Raw genomic sequence first — 17,082 nt, 5'->3', positions numbered from 1 at the left:
GTGCGCATGCCCGCGGGGGGTGGGGCCCGCCACCCCCTCGCCCCCGGCGGTGCGGCTACGCCCCGACGAGGCCGTCGGCGCGACGGCGGGCCGCGGGCACACGGCCCGCCACGCGCGTGCCGTCGCCGGGCGCCGACTCGATCGTGAGGGTCCCGTCGACCCCCTCCACGCGGTCCCTCATGCCCATCAGTCCCGTGCCGGGGCGCAGCGGGCCGACGGCGAACCCGGAGCCGTCGTCGGTCACCTCGAACATGACGGCGTCGTCCCCGTCCCGGTCCAGGCCGATGCAGATCCGCGGCCGCGGGCCCCCGTGCTTGACGGCGTTCTGGAGGGCCTCGGCGCAGCAGAAGTACACGGCCGACTCGGCGAGGGGGTCGAGGCGCCCGACCGGCGCGGCGCTCACCTCGACGGGGACCGGGGCGTGGCGCGCCATCGACCGCAGCGCGTCGGGGAGGCCGTGATCGACCAGCACCGGCGGGTGGAGGCCGTGGGCGAGCTCGCGCAGCTCGTCCAGGACCTGCTGCACGTCGGTCCCGAAGTCGCGGAGGATTGCGGGGGCCATCTCCGGATGCGACGCCAGCGTCTCGCGCGCCATCTCCACGCGGATCGCCATGCCGATGAGGCGCTGCTGGGCGCCGTCGTGCAGGTTGCGCTCGATCCGGTGGCGTTCCTCGTCGGCGACCTGGACGAGCCGTCGCCGGATGGCGCGGAGCTCCGCGACGGTCCGCGCGCGCTCGAGGGCGGCCGCCCCGAGCCCGGCGATGACGTGCATGCGCTCCGGCTGGGCCTGGAGGGCCCGGTCGACGACCAGCGTCGCCCCGTACGGGTCGTCGAGCGGGATCCATCCGCGGTCGTCATCGGCGGCGACGTCGATGGGCCGCCCGTGGACGTCGATCCACTCGGTCCCGTCGCGGAACGCGAGCCGCAGGGAGGGGTCGCCGAGCACGTCGGTGATCACGTGCTCGACCTCCGCGGGGTCCTCCGCGTGCGCGAGTCGCAGGGTCAGCTCGTCGCGCATCGTGGCGGTCCGCGCGAGGCGACCGACGATGACGCCGAGGATCGCGATCGGCAGGACGGCCCGGATGACGCTCGTCGTGACCAGGTAGGGGCTGAGGCGACCGGGCTCCGGATCGACGGAGATCACCACGAGCCCGACGGCCAGCGGCGCGACCCAGATCACCAGGAGCCACGCCACCCAGCGCAGCGACCTGCCCGCGACCGGGCTCTCGGTCCGCGCGGCCCGGACGACCTCGCGGGCGACCACGGCGAGGGGCGCGACCAGCGCGAGCGCCACGGCGACCACCAGGACGTGCGCGACTCCGGGCGCGTCGGCCACCTGGACGGCCGAGCCGGCGCAGGTGCCCGCGCAGTCGCTCGCCGCCTGGCCCCACGGGGCCTCGGCGGCGACCGTCAGGAACGCCACGCCGAGGCCGAGGACGACCGGGATCGAGATGACGAGGACTCCCCAGGCACGGAGCCGGGCGGCGCGCGCCTCCGGGACGGAGATCAACATGAGCGCCAGGAGGGGCACGACCGCCAGCGTGGCCGTGCGGGACACGGTGTAGGCGCCCGCGCCCGGCAGGACGTCGGTGCTCGCGATCGCCCCGAGGGCCGCGCACGAGGTCATCATCAACCCGAGCCGCCGCTGTCCCTCCCCGCGGGCGAGGGCGAGACCGACGACGGCGTAGAGGCCGATCCAGCACGCGCGGAGGACGGCCGCCGCGACGGGGTACCGCAGGTGGTCGCCGGTCGCGGCGGCCACGACGAGCGGGGTGCCGAGCGCGACGGCGAACCCGGCGGTCCCGAGCGCGACGTACCAGGCGACCCATGACGGGAGGATCCCGTCCACCGGCGCCGGGGGGCCCACCGCGCGCGGAGGCGGTCCGGTGGTCCTCTCCCCGTTCGTTCCGAGCACCGTCCGCCCGCCCTCTGCAGAGCGCGTCCGCCGGATTCGCTGTTACGACCGGGATGATATGTCGGGCGGGCGCCGCCACACCACTCCGCGACGCCGCGGGGGGCCCGCTTCCCGCAACATCTGCCCGTTTTCCCGGGCTGGTCAGCGCGGCACGGGGGGGACTAGGGTCGGGCGATGACCCGCGTCGTGATCGCCGAGGACGACCTGCTCGTGCGCGAGGGGATCCTCCGGGTGCTCGCCGCGGCCGGCGACGTCGAGGTCCTCGCGACGTGCGGCGACCGCGACGCGCTGCTGGCCGCCGTCGACCGGCACCTGCCGGACGTCGTGGTGACCGACATCCGGATGCCGCCGACGTTCCGCGACGAGGGCCTCGAAGCCGCGCGCCTCCTGCGCCGCGAGCGCCCCGACCTCGGGGTCGTCGTGCTGAGCGCCCACGCCGACCCGGCGTACGCCCTCACCCTGCTCGAGGACGGCTCGCGGGGCCGTGCGTACCTCCTGAAGGAGCACGTCGCGCGCCCGGAGCAGCTCGTCGGCGCGATCCACGAGGTCGCGCGGGGCGGCTCGGTCATCGACCCGGCGGTCGTCGAGGCGCTGGTCGAGGACCGCGTCCGCTCGCGGCGCTCACCGCTCGCGGCGCTCACCCCCCGCGAGCTCCAGATCCTCGGCGAGATCGCGCAGGGCCGCAGCAACGCCGCCATCGCCGCCGAGCTGGTGCTCACGAAGCGCGCGGTCGAGAAGCACGTCAACGCGATCCTCGCGAAGCTGGCCCTGCCCGTGCAGGACGAGGCCGTCGACCGCCGTGTCCGCGCCGCCCTGCTCTACCTCGCCAACGGCCCGCACGAGGCGGGCGCCGACCGGGACGGCGCGCGCGTCGCCTGACGTCCGGTCCCCCCGCGGTGTCAGGCGGCCCGGGGGACGAGGGCCTCCCCGGGTGGCGCCCGCGGGATCCGGCCGGACAGGAACAGGGCGACGAGCGCCAGCAGGGCGAGGATCGCGAGGCCCGCCCGGAGCCCGGTGATCCGCGCCTCCGCGTTGGCGTCGAGCGCGGCCCGGGTCGCGGAGGACGAGAGCCCGGCCTCGTCGAGCGCGGCCTGCATGTCTGCGTCCGAGACGAACGGGATCCCCCCGGCGAGCTGCACCTCGGCGGACGACTTCACGCTCTCCGGGACGGCGGGGCTCGCCGCGATGTTCGTCAGGAAGGCGCTCGACAGGGCGGCGATGAGGAGCGACCCGGCGAGGGCGGTGCCGATCGACGCCCCGAGGTTGGTGACGGTGTTCTGGACCCCGCCGACCTCGGCGCTCTGCTCGGTGGGGACGGCCGACACCGTCACGGCGCCGAGCTGGGAGGCGAGGGCGCCCATGCCGAGCCCCAGCAGGAGCATCGGGACGAGCACGATCTCGGGGCCGGAGTCGGCGTCGAGACCGCCGATCAGCACGAGCGTGCCGGCGAGCATCGCGAGGAGGCCGGCGCGGACGACCAGCCGCGGCGAGACCCGCGGCAGCAGCCTCGGGATGCCGACGGCCGCCAGCAGCAGCGTCACCGACAGCGGCACCAGGCGCACGCCGGTGTCGAGGGCGGAGAGGCCGAGCGCGACCGAGAGGTAGAGGGGCGTGACGAAGAACACCCCGGCCTGGACCGCGTACTGGAAGAAGAACATCGTCAGGCCACCCGTGAGCTGCCGGTTGCGGAGCATCGCCGGGCGCACGAGCGGCTCGCCGCCGCGGTCCTCGACCCGCGCCTCCCAGCGCAGGAACAGCCAGACGAGCAGCGCGCCGGCGCAGACGAGCCACAGCACGGGCGAGATGCCGAACCACGTCGGCGCCCCGGCCTTCGGCTCGAGGAAGCCCCACTCGCCGCTGCGGAGGACGCCGAAGACGAACAGCGCGAGGCCCGAGGCGCACAGCACGGCGCCCACCAGGTCGATGCGCTTCCGCGCGACGGGCGGCACGTCGGCGATCCGGCGTCCCAGGATGAGGATCCCGAGCACCAGCACCACCTCGCCGGCGAAGACCCACCGCCACGAGAAGTAGGTGGTCGCGAGGCCGCCGATGAGGGGTCCGACCGCGATCGCGATGGCGGCGGCCGCGGCGATCAGGCCGTACGCCGCGGGACGCCGCTCCGGGGCGAAGTTGCTCGCCACGAGCGCGACGATGGCGGGCAGGATCAGCGCCGCGCCGAGGCCCTCGAGGAACGACCACCCGAAGAGCAGCGTCGGGTAGTTCGGGGCGAGCGACGTCGTGAGCGAGCCGGCGGCGTAGATGACGCAGCCGAGCGAGAACGCCCGCCGGTGGCCGATGAGCGCGCCGACCTTGCCGCCGGGGATCATCAGCGCCGCCATCACCAGCGTGTAGAGCGTGATGGCGGTCTGGATCCCGCTCACGGTGGTCCCGACGTCCGCGGCGACCGTCGCGATGGCCACGTTCATCACGGAGCTGTCGAGCGCCATCAGGAACTGGCCGGTCGCGAGTGTCAGCAACACCAGCGCCGTCCCGCCCGACGCCCGGGTGCTCATGCCGGTCGGGGAGGGGTTGCGTGCACGCGGCGGACGCTACGGCGCGCCCCGGGGGCCCGCTTCATCCCGATGGGACGATGCGCCGCGGGGGGCCGGGGAGTCGAATCGACCCGACCGGCAGGCGAGCCCCACGAAGGAGGGCGCCATGGCATCGGGCCCCGTCGACGTCGTCATCATCGGATTCCCCGGGAACAGGTTCACGGGCCGCATCGCGCCGGCCCTCATGGAGCTCGTCGAGAGCAACACGATCCGCGTGCTCGACCTCCTGTTCGTCACGAAGGACGCCGCGGGGGTCACCACGGCGATCGACATCCAGGACCTCGACCCGGAGACGGGTCCGGCGTTCCTCGAGGTCAACGTCCACGACCCGGGTGTCCTCGGGCCGGACGACGCCGAGGAGGTCGCCGACGACCTGGCGCCCGAGAGCTCGGCGCTGCTGATCGCGTTCGAGAACACGTGGGCGGCGAGGTTCGTCGAGGCGTGCCGCGCCGCGGACGCCGTGCTGATCGACCAGATCCGCATCCCCGCCGACGTGTCCGAGGCCGCACTCTCCGGCTCCTAGGCCGCCGCACCCCGACTGGAGGCAGCACCGATGGGACTTCTCCGAATGGCCGCCCGGACCGCCGTGGTCGCGGGCACCGCGACCGCCGTGTCCGGCCGCGTCGCTCGCCGCCAGGCCGCGCGCTACGGCGAGACGCAGTACGCCGAGCCCGCCCCCGCGCCGCCGCAGTACGCGGAGCCCGCCCCGGCCGCGCCCGCCCAGGACGAGCAGATCACGAAGCTCCAGGACCTCGCGGCGCTCCACCAGCAGGGCGTCCTCTCCGCCGAGGAGTTCGCGGCCGCGAAGGCCCGGATCCTCGGGATCTGAGCGCGACCCCGTACACGCGGCTCGCGGGGGTCTACGACGAGGTCGTCGTGGACCCCTGCCACGCGCGCTGGGCGGCGTTCCTGCAGGAGCTGTGCGGGTCCGACGCGGCCGGGGTCCGGTCGGTCCTCGACGTGTGCTGCGGCACCGGCCTCATGGCGGCCGAGCTGGTCGCGCTCGGCTACCGGGTGTCCGGCGTCGACGCGTCCGCGCAGATGCTCGCCCGGGCGCGGCGGCGGCTCGGCCCGGACGTCCCCCTCGTCCACGAGGCCCTCCCCCACCTCACGCTCACCGGGCCGTTCGACGCCGCGGTGTCGACCCTCGACGGCCTGAACCACCTCACCCCCGCGGAGCTGGGCCCGGCGTTCGCCGCGATCGCGGGCCGCCTCCGCCCGGGGGGCTGGCTCGTCGCCGACCTCCACACCGATGCGATGATGGAGTTCGCCCGGGCCAACGCGATCGTCGAGGGACAGTCCGGTGGGCACCGCTTCACCATCACCAGCACCGTGGACGTCGCGGGGCGCACCTGCGATGCGCGCATCGCGCTGCGCGACGGCGACGGCCGGGGTGGGTTCGACGAGGTGCACCGGCAGCACTTCTTCCGCGACGGCGACGTCCGCGCGGCGCTCGCCGGCGCCGGCTTTGGCGCCGTCGCGGTGACCGACGAGTACACGTGGGAACCGGTCGGCGACGCGACCCTGAGGGCGACCTGGATCGCGCGGCGCGCGGAGGACTGACCCGGGGGACGGGTCACCGCCCCACCGGCGCGGCGCGGGGCGGCCCGTGCCCCGGCGGGCGGCCCGCACCGCCGGGTCGCCGTCAGCCGTCGCCGGGGGGCGGCGTCCGGCGGCGCTCCGGGGGTCGCATCATCGCGACGGCGCGCGCGACGACCGTCACCAGGAAGAGCTGGCCGGTGACGGCCTCGCCGGCCGCGAGCGCACGGGTCACCCCGATGGCGGGCGTGATGTCGCCGAAGCCCACCGTGGTGATGGTGACGAAGCTGAAGTAGAGGAGGTCGAACCGGCCGAGCGGCCCCACCGACGACGCGAAGGCCGTCGACGAGAGCTCGGCGCACCCGAGGTACAGCTGGCCGAAGATCAGGGCGATCAGGAGGTAGAGGCTGACGAGCCCGGCGACCGTCGCGAGCGTCACCTCCCGGTGGCGCAGCAGGTCTGCCGCGATGAGGACGGCCACGCCGACCGTGACCGCGGCCGTCGCGAAGCCCACCCCCGCCCGGACGCCGGAGCCCCCGTCGGCGAAGGCCACCACCGCGCCGACGACGAGCAGCACGACCACGGCCGAGCCGGCGCGGCGGAGCACCCGCGACACGCCGACGGCGTTCGCGGTGGCGTGCCAGACGCCGACGAGCACGAGTGCCGAGAGCACGAGCCCCAGGCCGCGTGTCCCGACCGCCCCGACGACGACGGCGGCGACCAGCGCGATCAGCACGAGCCCGTAGCCGTGCGGCACCCGGCGCGGGCGGCGTGGCGCGGGGTCGGTCATGGCGCGAGTCTCCCACGCCGGCGCCGGCGCGCGGCCGGCGGTCGCTAGCCGCGCACCCGCAGGGTCCCCCGCATGAAGCCGTGCACCTGGCAGATGAAGGAGTAGGTGCCGGCGCGGGTGGGCGCCCGGACCGTGAAGTCGCGCGTCGTGGGCGCGCCGGAGCGGAACCGCGGGCGGCCGCCGCCGGGGCGGTCCTCGACGATGTTGTGGCGGGCGCGGTCGACGTTGCGGACGTGGATGCGGGCGCCGGGCCGGGCGACCACCGTCGCGGGGGCGAAGCCGCGGGTGGGGCTCGTCGTCGCCCGGACGGGGTTCGCGGCGCTGCCCGCCACCCCGGCCCCGGACGCGACGCCGCCGAGGCCGCCGGCGAGCGCGGCGGCGGCGATGAGGGGGGTGATCGCGGATGTCCTGCGCATGGCGGGTCCTCGTCGGTGGGGTGGGCGGTGCCTCCCCCGGGATACGCCGCGGGTGCGCCGGTGGATCAGGCGCCGCGCCCGGCGGCGGCCTCCGCGGTGATCAGGACCGCGGGCGCCCACCAGTAGGCGTGCAGCGGGACGGTCGTGACCGCCGTGAAGCCGGCAGTGCGCAGGTCGTCCTCCCAGGCCGCCGCGGGCTGCTCGAAGGTGTGGCGCGCCCGGCCGGGTTCCACCTGGCCGACGAGGACGGGCATCAGGAAGCCGTCGACCACCTCGGGGTGGTCGCGGTACTCGTCCACGCCGCGCGCGTACCGCTCGGCGAGGTGGGCGGTCCACGCGTCGCCGTCGAGGGCGGGGACGTCGAACTCGGCGATCGCGACGGTGCGGGCCCGCCCGGCGAGGCCCCGCAGGACGTCGGCGCGGTGGGCCGGCGGGAGCGTGTGGAGGGCGAAGGTCGACTGGGCCAGGTCCCAGCCGGCGCCCGGGGGGAGGCCGGCCAGGAACCGTGCGACGTCGGTGCGGTGGGCGGCGACCCGTGTCGGCCGGCCGGCGAGCGCCGCGCCCGCCCGGGCGAGGAGGTCCGCCGAGGGATCGACCAGATCGACGTCCGTGACGGCCCCGCCGACGACGGCGGCGGTGACGCGGCCGTCGCCGCATCCGATGTCGAGGACCGTGCGGGGCGGCCGCCGGGCGTGGACGGCGGAGAGCGCCGCGATCGTGCGGCGGTAGAGCTCGGGGTTGGTGCCGTTGCCGATGAACGCGGCGAAGGCCGTTCCGTCGTCGTAGACGGCGTCCGCGGAGGCGCGGCCCAGGTGGCGTGCGAGGGCCGCGGCGAGGTCTCCGGCGTCCCCGGCGGCGAGGACGGCAGCCGCCCGGGCGCGGTCGCCGTCGCGCAGCGCGCCGAGCGCCGCGACGACCCCGGTGGGCGCGGGTGCGGACCGGGCGTCGCTCATGTCGCGAGCCTACCGGCGACCCGGTAAGATCGTAGTACGATGCACTTTCGGTTCGGCGACCAGGAGGCGGAGATCATGGGTGAGACCCGGGGACCGGACGGGCGCGGCGACCCGCGCGCCCGCGCACTGATCCTGTTCGGGGCGCTGCTGGTGGTGGTGATCGTGGGGATCATCGTCGGGGCCGCCGTGCTCGGCGCGTAGCGCGCCGGTCCCCCCGCGCGGCACCGGACCACCCGGTGCCGCGCGGGGGTTCGCTCACCTCTCGACGGGGACCCCGACGAGGCTGCCGTACTCGGTCCACGACCCGTCGTAGTTGCGGACCCGGTCATAGCCGAGGATCTCGTGGAGGACGAACCACGTGTGACTCGACCGCTCCCCGATCCGGCAGTACGCGATCACGTCGGTGTCGGGGGTGACCCCCACCCCGCCATACAGGGACGTCAACTCCTCATCGCTCTTGAACGACCCGTCCTCACGGGCCGCCGAGGCCCACGGCACGTTCGCGGCACCCGGGATGTGGCCGGGGACCTGCGCCTGCTCCTGGGGCAGGTGCGGGGGGGCCATCACCTCACCCGAGAACTCGGCGGGGCTGCGGACATCGACCATCGTCGCCCCCTCACCACCGATGTGGGCGAGGACGTCATCGCGGAACGCCCGGTACTCCTCCCGCACCGGGGCGAGGGGACCGGGGTCCGCCGCCGCCGGGGTGGGGACCTCGGTGACCAGCTCACGGTCCTCCAGCTCCCACTTCTTGCGGCCGCCGTCCATCAGGCGGACACGGTCGAACCCCTGGTACCGCAACAGCCAGTAGGCGTAGGTCGCGAACCAGTTGTTGTTGCCGCCGTAGAGGACGACGGTGGTGTCCGGGCCGACCCCCGAGCGGGCGAGGAGGGCCGACAGGCCCTCCTGGTCGAGGAAGTCGCGGCGTGGCGCGGCGTGCAGGTCGTCCTTCCAGTGCCACGCGATCGCGTTGGGGATGTGGCCACCGGCATAGGCGGCGGTGTCCTCATCGACCTCCACCAGCCGGTAGGCGGCATCGCCGGTGTGGGCGGCCACCCATTCGGTGGAGACGAGTACCTCGTCCCTACGGCTCATACGGTCCCTCCTGTGGTCGTGGATCGTGTCGGGTGTCGCTCGCCGGCGCCGCGCCCGAGGAAGGTGAGCGCGAACCGCCGGTCGCAGTCGGGGCAGTGGTGACCGCCCTCGGCGGGGCGCAGGTCCTCCTCCCCGCAGTACGGGCACGAGAAGGGCTGCGCGCGGCCCCCCGGCGCCGCGGCGGACGGGTGCCCGCTCACGCGACGCCGACCGGGGGCTGCAGCCAGGCGTCCTCGGCCCGCGACGCCCAGCGGTGGAAGGGCTCGTCCTCGTCGCGGGTGTCGAGGAAGCACCGGATCACCGCCTCGAGGTAGTCGTCGAGCCGGTCGCTGCGGACGCGTACGCCCTTCACCCGGCGGGCGACGGCGGCGCCGGGGCCGAGGTGGCCGCCGAGGTGCACCTGGAACGCCTCCACCCGGGCGCCGTCGTCGCCGGGGGCGAGCGACCCGAGCAGGCCGATGTCGGCGAGCTGGAAGCGCGCGCAGGAGTTGGGGCAGCCGTTCATGTGGATCCGGATCGGCTCCTCCAGATCGGGGATGCGCAGCTCGAGCTCCCGGACGAGCGCGTCGGTCCGGGACTTGGTCTCGACGACCGCGATCTTGCAGAACTCGTTGCCGGTGCAGGCCATCGCCGCGCGGCGCAGGACGCCCGGCGCGACCCGGAGGTCCATCTCCTCGAGCCCGGCGACGAGGGCGTCCACGCCGGTGGGCGCGACGTCGAGGACCACGATCTTCTGCTGCGTCGTGAGCCGCACGCGGCCCGACCCGTGCCGCTCCGCGAGGTCCGCGACGCGCACCAGCTCGTGACCGGCCGTGCGCCCCGCGCGGGGCGCAGCGCCCACGTAGTGGCGGCCGTCGGCCTGGGTGTGGACCCCGACGTGGTCGCGCTGCGCGGTGGTCGACGGCGCGGGCGCCGGGCCGTCCGGGAGCGGCGCCGTGAGGTACTCGCGCTCGAGCACCTCGCGCACCCGCTCCGGACCCCAGTCCGCGACCAGGAACTTGAAGCGGGCGTGGTTGCGCGAGCGCCGGTACCCGTGGTCACGGAAGAGGCCGGTGACCCCGGCCCAGACCTCGGCGACCCGCTCCGGCGGGACGGTGACGCCGAGCCGCTGGGCGAGCCGCGGCGCCGGCCCGAGGCCCCCGCCGACCCAGAGGTCGAACCCGACCCGCCCGTCCACCTCGACGGCGACGAAGGCGATGTCGTTGATCTCGTGCTGGGCGCAGTGGTCGGCGCACCCGGAGATCGACGTCTTGAACTTGCGCGGCAGGTTCGAGAAGGCCGGGTCGCCGACGAACCGCCGCTCGATCTCCGCGACGAAGGGGGTCGCGTCGATCAGCTCGCGGGCGTCGACCCCGGCGAGGGGGCAGCCGATCGTGGTGCGCGGCACGTCGCCGCAGGCCTGGACGCTGCTCAGGCCGACGGCCTCCAGCGCCTCCCAGATCGCGGGGACGTCCTCGATCCGGATCCAGTGGAGCTGCACGTTCTGGCGGTCGGTGACGTCCGCGACGTCGCGCCCGTACCGCAGGGACAGCTCGCCGATCACCCGCAGCTGCGCGCTGGTGAGCCGCCCGCCGGGGATCCGGACGCGCAGCATGAAGTGCTCGTCCTCGACCTCCTCGACGTCGCCCTCCGCGCCCGCGCGGCGCTGGGTGTAGAGGCCCCACCAGCGGAAGCGGCCGCGGAGGTCGTCGGGGTGGATGGCCGCGAACCCCTCGCGGGCGTAGCGCTCCACGATGCGCGCCCGCACGTTCAGGCCGTCGTCGTCGCGCTTGATCCGCTCCGACCCGTTCAGCGGCTCCCGGTACCCCCTGGCCCACTGGCCGCCCGCGCGTCGCGACATGCGTCCCCCTCGAATCACTCGATGACCGGAGAGTTTCCCGGCAATTGTCGGGCGACTGTATCGCATCACGATGTGTCGGGTGGATCGCCGTCCCCGAGGGGCCCCGCGGGTAGCCTCCGGACCGCGATGGCGCAGCTCCCCGACCCCCGGCCGGCACCCTCGGCCACGGACTACCGCGAGGCGGCGGCGCTGCGCGAAGGGCTGCGGCGCTTCATGCGGCGCAGCGAGGAGATCGCCGCGGCGAACGGCCTGACGCCGCAGCGCCACCTGCTGCTCGTGCAGATCAAGGGCGCGCCGGACGGGTCGGAGCGGGCGACGGTGACCGACCTCGCCGAGCGGATGCAGCTCGCGCAGAACACCGTCACCGACCTCGTCGCCCGTGCCGAGGCCGTCGGCCTCGTGCGCCGCGAGGCCTCCGCCGCCGACGGGCGCAGCGTCCTGCTGAGTGTCTCGCCCGAGGGTGAGCGGCGGCTCGCGGCGACGGTGGCCGCCCTGCGGGACGACCGCGCCCGGCTCGCCGCCCTCGTGGCGTCGCTCGACCTCGCGGGGCCCCCCGACGCCGGGGCGTGAACCGCAGGCGGCGCGACGGTCCCCGACCTCCCGCGCGGGCGAGCTTGTAGCGTCCCCCGCGGGAATGCGGTCATGACCTCGAGGCTGGCGATGGACGCCGACGCGCGACGCCGGGTGTGCATCTTCATCGCGGTCGCCGCCGCGTACGCGGTCGGGTCGCAGCTCTCGTACTCGTGGTTCGGCGCCGACGGCACCGGCGCGTCGTTCTTCCCCGCCGCGGGCGTCACCCTCGCGGCGCTCGTGATCGCCCGGCGCGCGGACTGGGTCGTCGTGGTCGCCGCCGCGGCGCTCGCGGAGATCTCCCTCGACCTCTGGCACGACATCGGGCCGGCGGCCTCCGTCGGATACGCCGTCGCGAACGTCGTGCAGCCGCTCGTCGGCGCGACCCTGCTGCTCGGGGTGGTGGCCCGCCCCGACCTCTCGCGCCTGCGCGACCTCGTCGCGTTCCTCGGCGGGGCCGTCGTCGCCGGGCCCGCCGTCGGGGCCGTCGTGGGCGCGACCGCCTTCACCGTGCTCGACGACGGGGACGGCTGGCTCCGGTTCGCCGGCGAGTGGTGGGTCGGGGACGGCCTCGGCGTGCTCGTCGTGGCCGGCGCGATCCTCGGCGTCCGGTCCGACCCCCCGACCGCCGGGCGCCCCCTGCGCCTCATCGAGACGTTCGTGCTGGTCGGGGCCGCGGGGGCCGCGACCGTCGCCGTGGCCTGGTCGGGCGAGGTCGGGCTCATCGCCGTCCCGATCGGCGTGCTGCTCGCCAGCGGGTTCCGCATCGGCGTGCGGGGGGTCGCGCTCACCGGGGCCGTCGTGTCGTTCATCGCGGCGCACGCGACGGCCGGCGGGCACGGCCTGTGGGAGGACCTCGACGTCGCCCCCGACGCCGGGCTCCTCTACCTGCAGCTCACCCTCGCCGTCCTGATCGCCGCCGCCTACGGCATCGCCGCCGAGGTCGGGGAGCGCGAGACGTCGGCGGTGGAGCGCAACGCCGCCCTCCGCTTCCGCGCGATGGCCGACTCGGCCCCGGCGATGCTGTGGGTGACCGACGACGAGGGGCGCTGCACGTACCTCAGCCGCGGGTGGTACGCCTTCACCGGCCAGACCGAGGAGGAGGGCCTCGGGGCGGGCTGGCTCGACGCCGTCCACCCCGACGACCGCGAGGCGGTGCGACGGGCGCACGAGCAGGCGGTCGCCGCCCACGAGCCGTTCACGCTCGACTACCGGCTGCGCGACGCGGAGGGGCGGTACCGCTGGGCGTTCGACGCCGGCCGGCCCCTCACCGACGTCCGCGGTCGTCCCGGCGGCTTCATCGGATCGGTGATCGACGTCCACGAGCGGACCCGCACCGAGGTGGCGCTGCGCGAGAGCGAGGCCCGCTTCCGCGCCCTGTTCGCGTCGATCGACGAGGGCTACTGCCTCGCGGAGATGGTCCTCGACCCGGACGGACGGCCCGTCGACTACCGCTTCCTCGAGACGAACCCCGTCTTCGAGTCGATGACGGGCCTCCGGGACGCGGTCGGGCACACCGCCCTCGAGCTCGTGCCCGGCCTCGAGCAGGCATGGATCGACACGTACGCGGAGGTCGCGTTCGGGGGCGCGACGCGCCGCTTCGAGAGCGCCTCCGAGGCGATGGGCCGCACGTTCGACGTCTTCGCGACACCCGTCGAGCCCCGCGGGCGGTTCGCCCTCGTCTTCACGGACGTGACCGCCCGCCGCCGCGCCGAGGAGGCCCTGCGCGCGAGCGAGGCGGCCGAGCGGCGGGCGCGGCGGCGGGCCGAGCTGATCGCCGAGATCGTCAGCGGCCTCGAGGCCGTCGAGGGCGCGGAGGGGCGGGCGGAGCGCCTCGTGGCGATGCTCGCCCCGCGGGTCGCCGACCACGCCGCGATCCGCATCCCCGGTGAGGACCCCGGCCCCGGGACGCCGCTGCGGGCCCACTCGGTCGTGACCCTGCCGCTCGACGTCGGAGGGCCCCGGTCGGGGCGCCTCGTGCTGTCGCTCACCAACCCGGAGCGCCCCGCCTACGGCGCGGAGGACATGCCGTTCCTCACCGACCTCGCGGGGCGGGCGGGGGTGCTCCTGGCGAGCGCGCGGATCCACGACGAGGAGCGGCGGGTGGCGTTGTCGCTGCAGCGGGCCCTGCTGCCCGAGCGCCTGCTGGAGCACGCCGCGATCGAGGTCGCGGCGCGCTACACCGCCGCGGGCGACGCCCTCGAGGTCGGCGGGGACTGGTACGAGACGCTGCCGCTGCCCGACGGGCGCATCGGCATCGCCGTGGGCGACGTCGTCGGCCACGGCCTGGAGGCCGCCGCGACGATGGGACGCCTGCGGACCGCCCTCGCCGCGCTCGCGCCGCACACCCCGTCACCGGGCGCGCTCCTCGCCCGCCTGCAGCAGTTCGCCGACGGCCCGAACGGGACCGACTTCGCCACCGTCGGCTTCGCGGCCCTCGACCCCGCGACGGGGCGCCTCGACTACGCCTACGCGGGGCACCCGCCCATGCTGCTGCTGCCGCCCGACGGTCCCGCCGCGTGGCTGGAGGGAGGTCGCTCGATGCCCCTGTGCCGGCCGGGGTCGGGACGCGATCGCGGGCACGCCTCCACCGTCCTCCCCGCCGGCGCGGTGCTGCTGCTCTACACGGACGGCCTCGTCGAGCGGCGCGAGGAGTCGATGGACGTCGGCCTCGGGCGGCTCCGCGCGGCCGCGGAGGACCTGCGCGACGCGCCCGTCGCCGACATGTGCGACCGCGTCGTCGCCGCGATGATCCGGGAGACCGGCAACTCCGACGACGCCGTCCTCGTCTGCCTCAGGTTCCGCCCCGCCTGAGGGGCGGGCGCCGGGCGTGACCGCGGGGCTGCTACCGTCCCCCGCGGTGTGCCGGGAAGTCTGGTCGGCGAACACGCCGTCGACCCCCGGAATGGGACGTCACATGCCGCGCCCCCCCGCCCCCCGCCCCCGCCGCCGCCCCGCGGCCCCGCGATGACCCCCGGAGCCACCCCGCCGCCGGTGCGGCGCCCCTGGTCGCGCTCGGACCGCGCGGTGCCCCGCCGCGTCGTGCGCCCCGTGCAGCAGTTCCTGCACACGGAGGTCTCCGGCGGGATCGTCCTGCTCGGGGCCTCGATCATCGCGCTCCTGTGGGCCAACCTCGCCACGGCCTCCTACCTGGACCTCTGGTCCACGGAGTTCACCGTCGCCCTCGGCGACTGGAGCGTCACCGAGGACCTCCAGCACGTCGTCAACGACGGGTTGATGGCGATCTTCTTCCTGGTGATCGGGCTCGAGGTGAAGCGGGAGCTCGTCACGGGGGAGCTGTCGACCCGCCAGGCGGCCCTGCTGCCGCTGTTCGCCGCGCTCGGCGGGGTCGTGCTCCCCGCCCTGATCTACGTCGCCCTCAGCGGCGGCGGCGACGCGACCCGGGGCTGGGGCATCCCGATGGCGACCGACGTGGCGTTCGCCCTCGCCGCCCTCGCCGCCCTGGGGCGCCGCGTGCCGACGGCCCTCGTGGCGTTCCTGCTGGGCGTCGCCGTGATCGACGACATCGTCGCGATCCTCGTCGTCGCGGTCTACTACACCGACGCCGTGGTCCTCGCGTGGCTCGCGACCGCCCTCATCGCGCTGGCCGCGATGTACGCGCTCCAGCGGGTCGGGGTGCGGTACCTCGTGCCGTACGTCGCCCTCGGCCTCGTCGCGTGGTTCGCGACGTTCGAGTCGGGTGTCCACGCCACCATCGCCGGCGTCGCGATCGGCCTGATCACCCCCGTGCGCCCGTTCCAGGACCCCCGCGTCGTCAGCGCCGAGGCGATCCGCACCGCCGAGGAGACCGACGACGCGCCCGACGACCCCGACGCCGACGCGGGCCGCTGGCGGCGGCTGTCGTGGCTGTCGCGGGAGGCGATCTCGCCGCTCGAGCGCGTCCAGCACGGACTGCACCCGTGGTCGAGCTTCGCCGTCCTCCCCGTGTTCGCGCTCGCGAACGCCGGCATCGTCCTCGACCGCGGGTCGTTGTCCGCCGCCGCGGAGACCCCCGTCGCGGTCGCGGTCGCCGTCGCGCTCGTCGTCGGCAAGACCATCGGGCTGACCGCGGGCACGGCGCTCGCGGTGCGGCTCGGCCTGAGCACCCTGCCCCCGGGCGTCTCGTGGGCGCACATCCTGGGCGTCGGGGCCCTCGCCGGGATCGGCTTCACGGTGTCCCTGTTCATCACCGAGCTCGCCTTCACCGACCCCGACATCATCGACGCCGCGAAGATCGGGGTGCTCGGCGGCTCGCTCGTGGCCGCGGCGATCGGGCTGCTGCTGCTGGCGCGCGCGGGACGACGCGGCCCCGCGGCGCCGCCGGGTTAGCGGCCGCCCCCCGGCTCGAACCACGCCTCCATCGCCGTCAGGCGCAGGAGACGCTCGACGTCGGGCTGCATCGCGCGGAGCACGAGGCGGCGGCCGCGCGCGTCGAGGTGGCGGCGCGCGTCGATGAGGATCCGCAGGCCCGTCGAGTCGACGAACGGCATCCGGGACAGGTCGAGCACCAGGTCCCCGCCGGTCGCGTCCACGACCTCCTCGAGCCGCGCCGCGAGCGCGGCCGCGCCGCCCAGGTCGAGCTCGCCGATGATCTCGTAGACGGCGGCGTCGCCGTCCGCGCCCAGCCGCCCCTCCAGGGCAGGGCCGAGCCGGTCGTTCGCCGGGTCCACGCCCACGTCGTCCGTCGCCATCAGGATCGCCTCCGGTCCGGGGATGCGGACCGGACTCTATTCCCGCAGCGACGGCGGGGAGACCACCCGCCGGGCCGTCGCGCCCCGGCGGGTGGTCGACCGGCGGTGCTAGGCGGTCTCCTCCGGGTCCTCGTCGGCCGCCAGGTCGACGGCGCTCTCGCGGACCGTCGCGAGGTGGCGCTCCTGGATCGGCAGCGCCCAGGCGACCAGGTCGAGCACCTCCGCGTCACCCGCCGTGCGGGCCAGCGCGCCGAGCACCTCGACGTGGCAGACCTCGCCCGCCTCGGCCATGCTCAGGAACTCGAGGCCGTCGAGGCCCTCCGGGTCCTCCCCGAGGTAGGTCGCCATCATGTCCTTCGCCTCGGCGGTCGTCTCGCGGGCCTTCTCGATGATCGCGGTCTTGCGACCGGTCCGGCCGCCGGCCACGGCCTCGCAGCGGCGGGCGGTCTCCGCCGCCTCGTCGCCCATGGCGCGCAGCGTGCCGGCCATCTCGTCGTCATCGAGGAGCCGGGCCACCCGCCCCGTCGCCTCACGGGCGGCCTTCGCCAGCCCGAGCACCTCGCCCAGCTTGTCCTCGAGCTTCGTGAGCTCGGCCATCGTGTGTGCCTCCTCGTCGGTGGACGGCGGCGCCGGGATCGTCCCGGCGCCGCCCCGCGACCGGCTCGCGCCGGTCAGCTGCGCTTCGCGCCCTTCGCGGCGGGCTTGCGCGCCGCGGGCTTCT

The 17,082-nt window shown here is 75.7% G+C and carries 18 protein-coding genes; 8 read left to right on the top strand and 10 right to left on the bottom strand.

The window, feature by feature from the left end; all coding sequences use genetic code 11:
- Positions 1–55 precede the first annotated feature (55 nt).
- The gene (locus tag IU369_RS01850) at positions 56–1,849 is read right to left on the bottom strand and encodes a sensor histidine kinase (protein ID WP_217922867.1); all 1,794 of its coding nucleotides are present in this window, start codon (positions 1,847–1,849) and stop codon (positions 56–58) included.
- Positions 1,850–2,089: 240 nt separating this feature from the next.
- Between IU369_RS01850 and IU369_RS01845 the strand changes: the two genes are divergently transcribed.
- Positions 2,090–2,794 carry a response regulator transcription factor gene (locus IU369_RS01845; protein ID WP_217922866.1) on the top strand — a complete coding sequence of 235 codons (705 nt, stop codon included), beginning with the start codon at positions 2,090–2,092 and terminating at the stop codon, positions 2,792–2,794.
- Between the two features lie 20 nt (positions 2,795–2,814).
- On the opposite strand, the gene IU369_RS01840 is transcribed toward IU369_RS01845, so the two are convergent.
- Positions 2,815–4,428, bottom strand: coding sequence for an MFS transporter (locus IU369_RS01840; RefSeq protein WP_217922865.1), 1,614 nt, complete (start codon positions 4,426–4,428; stop codon positions 2,815–2,817).
- A gap of 145 nt (positions 4,429–4,573) precedes the next feature.
- On the opposite strand from IU369_RS01840, the gene IU369_RS01835 reads away from it, so the two are divergent.
- From IU369_RS01835 to IU369_RS01825, 3 genes are read left to right on the top strand one after another with little or no spacing between them, the layout of a single operon-like run.
- Positions 4,574–4,990, top strand: a complete 417-nt coding sequence (locus IU369_RS01835) for a DUF6325 family protein (RefSeq protein ID WP_217922864.1) — start codon at positions 4,574–4,576, stop codon at positions 4,988–4,990.
- Between the two features lie 30 nt (positions 4,991–5,020).
- A complete protein-coding gene (locus tag IU369_RS01830) occupies positions 5,021–5,296 on the top strand; it encodes an SHOCT domain-containing protein (protein WP_217922863.1) in 276 nt (91 codons plus the stop codon).
- A 47-nt stretch (positions 5,297–5,343) separates the two neighbouring features.
- A complete protein-coding gene (locus IU369_RS01825) occupies positions 5,344–6,030 on the top strand; it encodes a class I SAM-dependent DNA methyltransferase (RefSeq protein ID WP_217922862.1) in 687 nt (228 codons plus the stop codon).
- 82 nt (positions 6,031–6,112) lie between these two features.
- Here IU369_RS01825 and IU369_RS01820 read toward each other — a convergent pair whose 3' ends face one another.
- The 3 genes from IU369_RS01820 to IU369_RS01810 form a co-directional block, all read right to left on the bottom strand.
- Positions 6,113–6,796, bottom strand: coding sequence for a potassium channel family protein (locus tag IU369_RS01820; RefSeq protein WP_217922861.1), 684 nt, complete (start codon positions 6,794–6,796; stop codon positions 6,113–6,115).
- Between the two features lie 44 nt (positions 6,797–6,840).
- Positions 6,841–7,212, bottom strand: coding sequence for a cupredoxin domain-containing protein (locus tag IU369_RS01815; protein WP_217922860.1), 372 nt, complete (start codon positions 7,210–7,212; stop codon positions 6,841–6,843).
- Positions 7,213–7,277: 65 nt separating this feature from the next.
- Entirely contained in the window at positions 7,278–8,165 is an 888-nt protein-coding gene (locus IU369_RS01810; protein ID WP_217922859.1) for a class I SAM-dependent methyltransferase, read from the bottom strand.
- A gap of 39 nt (positions 8,166–8,204) precedes the next feature.
- Between IU369_RS01810 and IU369_RS01805 the strand changes: the two genes are divergently transcribed.
- Entirely contained in the window at positions 8,205–8,366 is a 162-nt protein-coding gene (locus IU369_RS01805) for a hypothetical protein (protein WP_217922858.1), read from the top strand.
- A 54-nt stretch (positions 8,367–8,420) separates the two neighbouring features.
- On the opposite strand, the gene IU369_RS01800 is transcribed toward IU369_RS01805, so the two are convergent.
- The 3 genes from IU369_RS01800 to IU369_RS01790 are packed head-to-tail and all read right to left on the bottom strand — an operon-like array spanning position 8,421 to position 11,100.
- Positions 8,421–9,260 carry a sulfurtransferase gene (locus IU369_RS01800; RefSeq protein WP_217922857.1) on the bottom strand — a complete coding sequence of 280 codons (840 nt, stop codon included), beginning with the start codon at positions 9,258–9,260 and terminating at the stop codon, positions 8,421–8,423.
- Complete coding sequence (locus tag IU369_RS01795) at positions 9,257–9,460, bottom strand: hypothetical protein (protein ID WP_217922856.1); 204 nt, start codon at positions 9,458–9,460, stop codon at positions 9,257–9,259. Before IU369_RS01795 ends, IU369_RS01800 begins: the two co-directional genes overlap by 4 nt.
- The gene (locus tag IU369_RS01790) at positions 9,457–11,100 is read right to left on the bottom strand and encodes a nitrite/sulfite reductase (protein ID WP_217922855.1); all 1,644 of its coding nucleotides are present in this window, start codon (positions 11,098–11,100) and stop codon (positions 9,457–9,459) included. Before IU369_RS01790 ends, IU369_RS01795 begins: the two co-directional genes overlap by 4 nt.
- Positions 11,101–11,226: 126 nt before the next feature.
- Between IU369_RS01790 and IU369_RS01785 the strand changes: the two genes are divergently transcribed.
- The 3 genes from IU369_RS01785 (at position 11,227) to nhaA (ending at position 15,999) form a co-directional block, all read left to right on the top strand.
- Complete coding sequence (locus tag IU369_RS01785; protein WP_217922854.1) at positions 11,227–11,670, top strand: MarR family winged helix-turn-helix transcriptional regulator; 444 nt, start codon at positions 11,227–11,229, stop codon at positions 11,668–11,670.
- Positions 11,671–11,742: 72 nt separating this feature from the next.
- Positions 11,743–14,484, top strand: a complete 2,742-nt coding sequence (locus tag IU369_RS01780) for a SpoIIE family protein phosphatase (RefSeq protein WP_217922853.1) — start codon at positions 11,743–11,745, stop codon at positions 14,482–14,484.
- 213 nt (positions 14,485–14,697) lie between these two features.
- Positions 14,698–15,999, top strand: a complete 1,302-nt coding sequence (gene nhaA, locus IU369_RS01775; RefSeq protein WP_217922852.1) for a Na+/H+ antiporter NhaA — start codon at positions 14,698–14,700, stop codon at positions 15,997–15,999.
- Here the strand turns inward: nhaA and IU369_RS01770 are convergent.
- Together IU369_RS01770 and IU369_RS01765 are read right to left on the bottom strand one after the other, a co-directional pair.
- The gene (locus IU369_RS01770; RefSeq protein ID WP_217922851.1) at positions 15,996–16,361 is read right to left on the bottom strand and encodes an STAS domain-containing protein; all 366 of its coding nucleotides are present in this window, start codon (positions 16,359–16,361) and stop codon (positions 15,996–15,998) included. The genes nhaA and IU369_RS01770 overlap by 4 nt on opposite strands.
- A gap of 108 nt (positions 16,362–16,469) precedes the next feature.
- Positions 16,470–16,958, bottom strand: a complete 489-nt coding sequence (locus tag IU369_RS01765; protein WP_217922850.1) for a hypothetical protein — start codon at positions 16,956–16,958, stop codon at positions 16,470–16,472.
- Positions 16,959–17,082 lie beyond the last annotated feature (124 nt).

Source organism: Miltoncostaea oceani (genome assembly GCF_018141545.1).
Taxonomy (GTDB): Bacteria; Actinomycetota; Thermoleophilia; order Miltoncostaeales; family Miltoncostaeaceae; genus Miltoncostaea; species Miltoncostaea oceani.
Note: the sequence above shows the minus strand (reverse complement) of the source record. Positions and strands in the feature narration are given on the sequence as shown.

What these genes read in the sequence shown, in the direction of transcription:
- IU369_RS01780 (WP_217922853.1), top strand. Translation starts at nt 11,743, where the DNA reads ATGACCTCGAGGCTGGCGATGGACGCCGACGCGCGACGCCGGGTGTGC.
- IU369_RS01840 (WP_217922865.1), bottom strand. Translation starts at nt 4,428, where the DNA reads ATGAGCACCCGGGCGTCGGGCGGGACGGCGCTGGTGTTGCTGACACTC.
- IU369_RS01815 (WP_217922860.1), bottom strand. Translation starts at nt 7,212, where the DNA reads ATGCGCAGGACATCCGCGATCACCCCCCTCATCGCCGCCGCCGCGCTC.
- IU369_RS01785 (WP_217922854.1), top strand. Translation starts at nt 11,227, where the DNA reads ATGGCGCAGCTCCCCGACCCCCGGCCGGCACCCTCGGCCACGGACTAC.
- IU369_RS01835 (WP_217922864.1), top strand. Translation starts at nt 4,574, where the DNA reads ATGGCATCGGGCCCCGTCGACGTCGTCATCATCGGATTCCCCGGGAAC.
- IU369_RS01765 (WP_217922850.1), bottom strand. Translation starts at nt 16,958, where the DNA reads ATGGCCGAGCTCACGAAGCTCGAGGACAAGCTGGGCGAGGTGCTCGGG.
- IU369_RS01810 (WP_217922859.1), bottom strand. Translation starts at nt 8,165, where the DNA reads ATGAGCGACGCCCGGTCCGCACCCGCGCCCACCGGGGTCGTCGCGGCG.
- IU369_RS01800 (WP_217922857.1), bottom strand. Translation starts at nt 9,260, where the DNA reads ATGAGCCGTAGGGACGAGGTACTCGTCTCCACCGAATGGGTGGCCGCC.
- IU369_RS01845 (WP_217922866.1), top strand. Translation starts at nt 2,090, where the DNA reads ATGACCCGCGTCGTGATCGCCGAGGACGACCTGCTCGTGCGCGAGGGG.
- IU369_RS01820 (WP_217922861.1), bottom strand. Translation starts at nt 6,796, where the DNA reads ATGACCGACCCCGCGCCACGCCGCCCGCGCCGGGTGCCGCACGGCTAC.
- IU369_RS01830 (WP_217922863.1), top strand. Translation starts at nt 5,021, where the DNA reads ATGGGACTTCTCCGAATGGCCGCCCGGACCGCCGTGGTCGCGGGCACC.
- IU369_RS01770 (WP_217922851.1), bottom strand. Translation starts at nt 16,361, where the DNA reads ATGGCGACGGACGACGTGGGCGTGGACCCGGCGAACGACCGGCTCGGC.
- IU369_RS01790 (WP_217922855.1), bottom strand. Translation starts at nt 11,100, where the DNA reads ATGTCGCGACGCGCGGGCGGCCAGTGGGCCAGGGGGTACCGGGAGCCG.
- IU369_RS01805 (WP_217922858.1), top strand. Translation starts at nt 8,205, where the DNA reads ATGCACTTTCGGTTCGGCGACCAGGAGGCGGAGATCATGGGTGAGACC.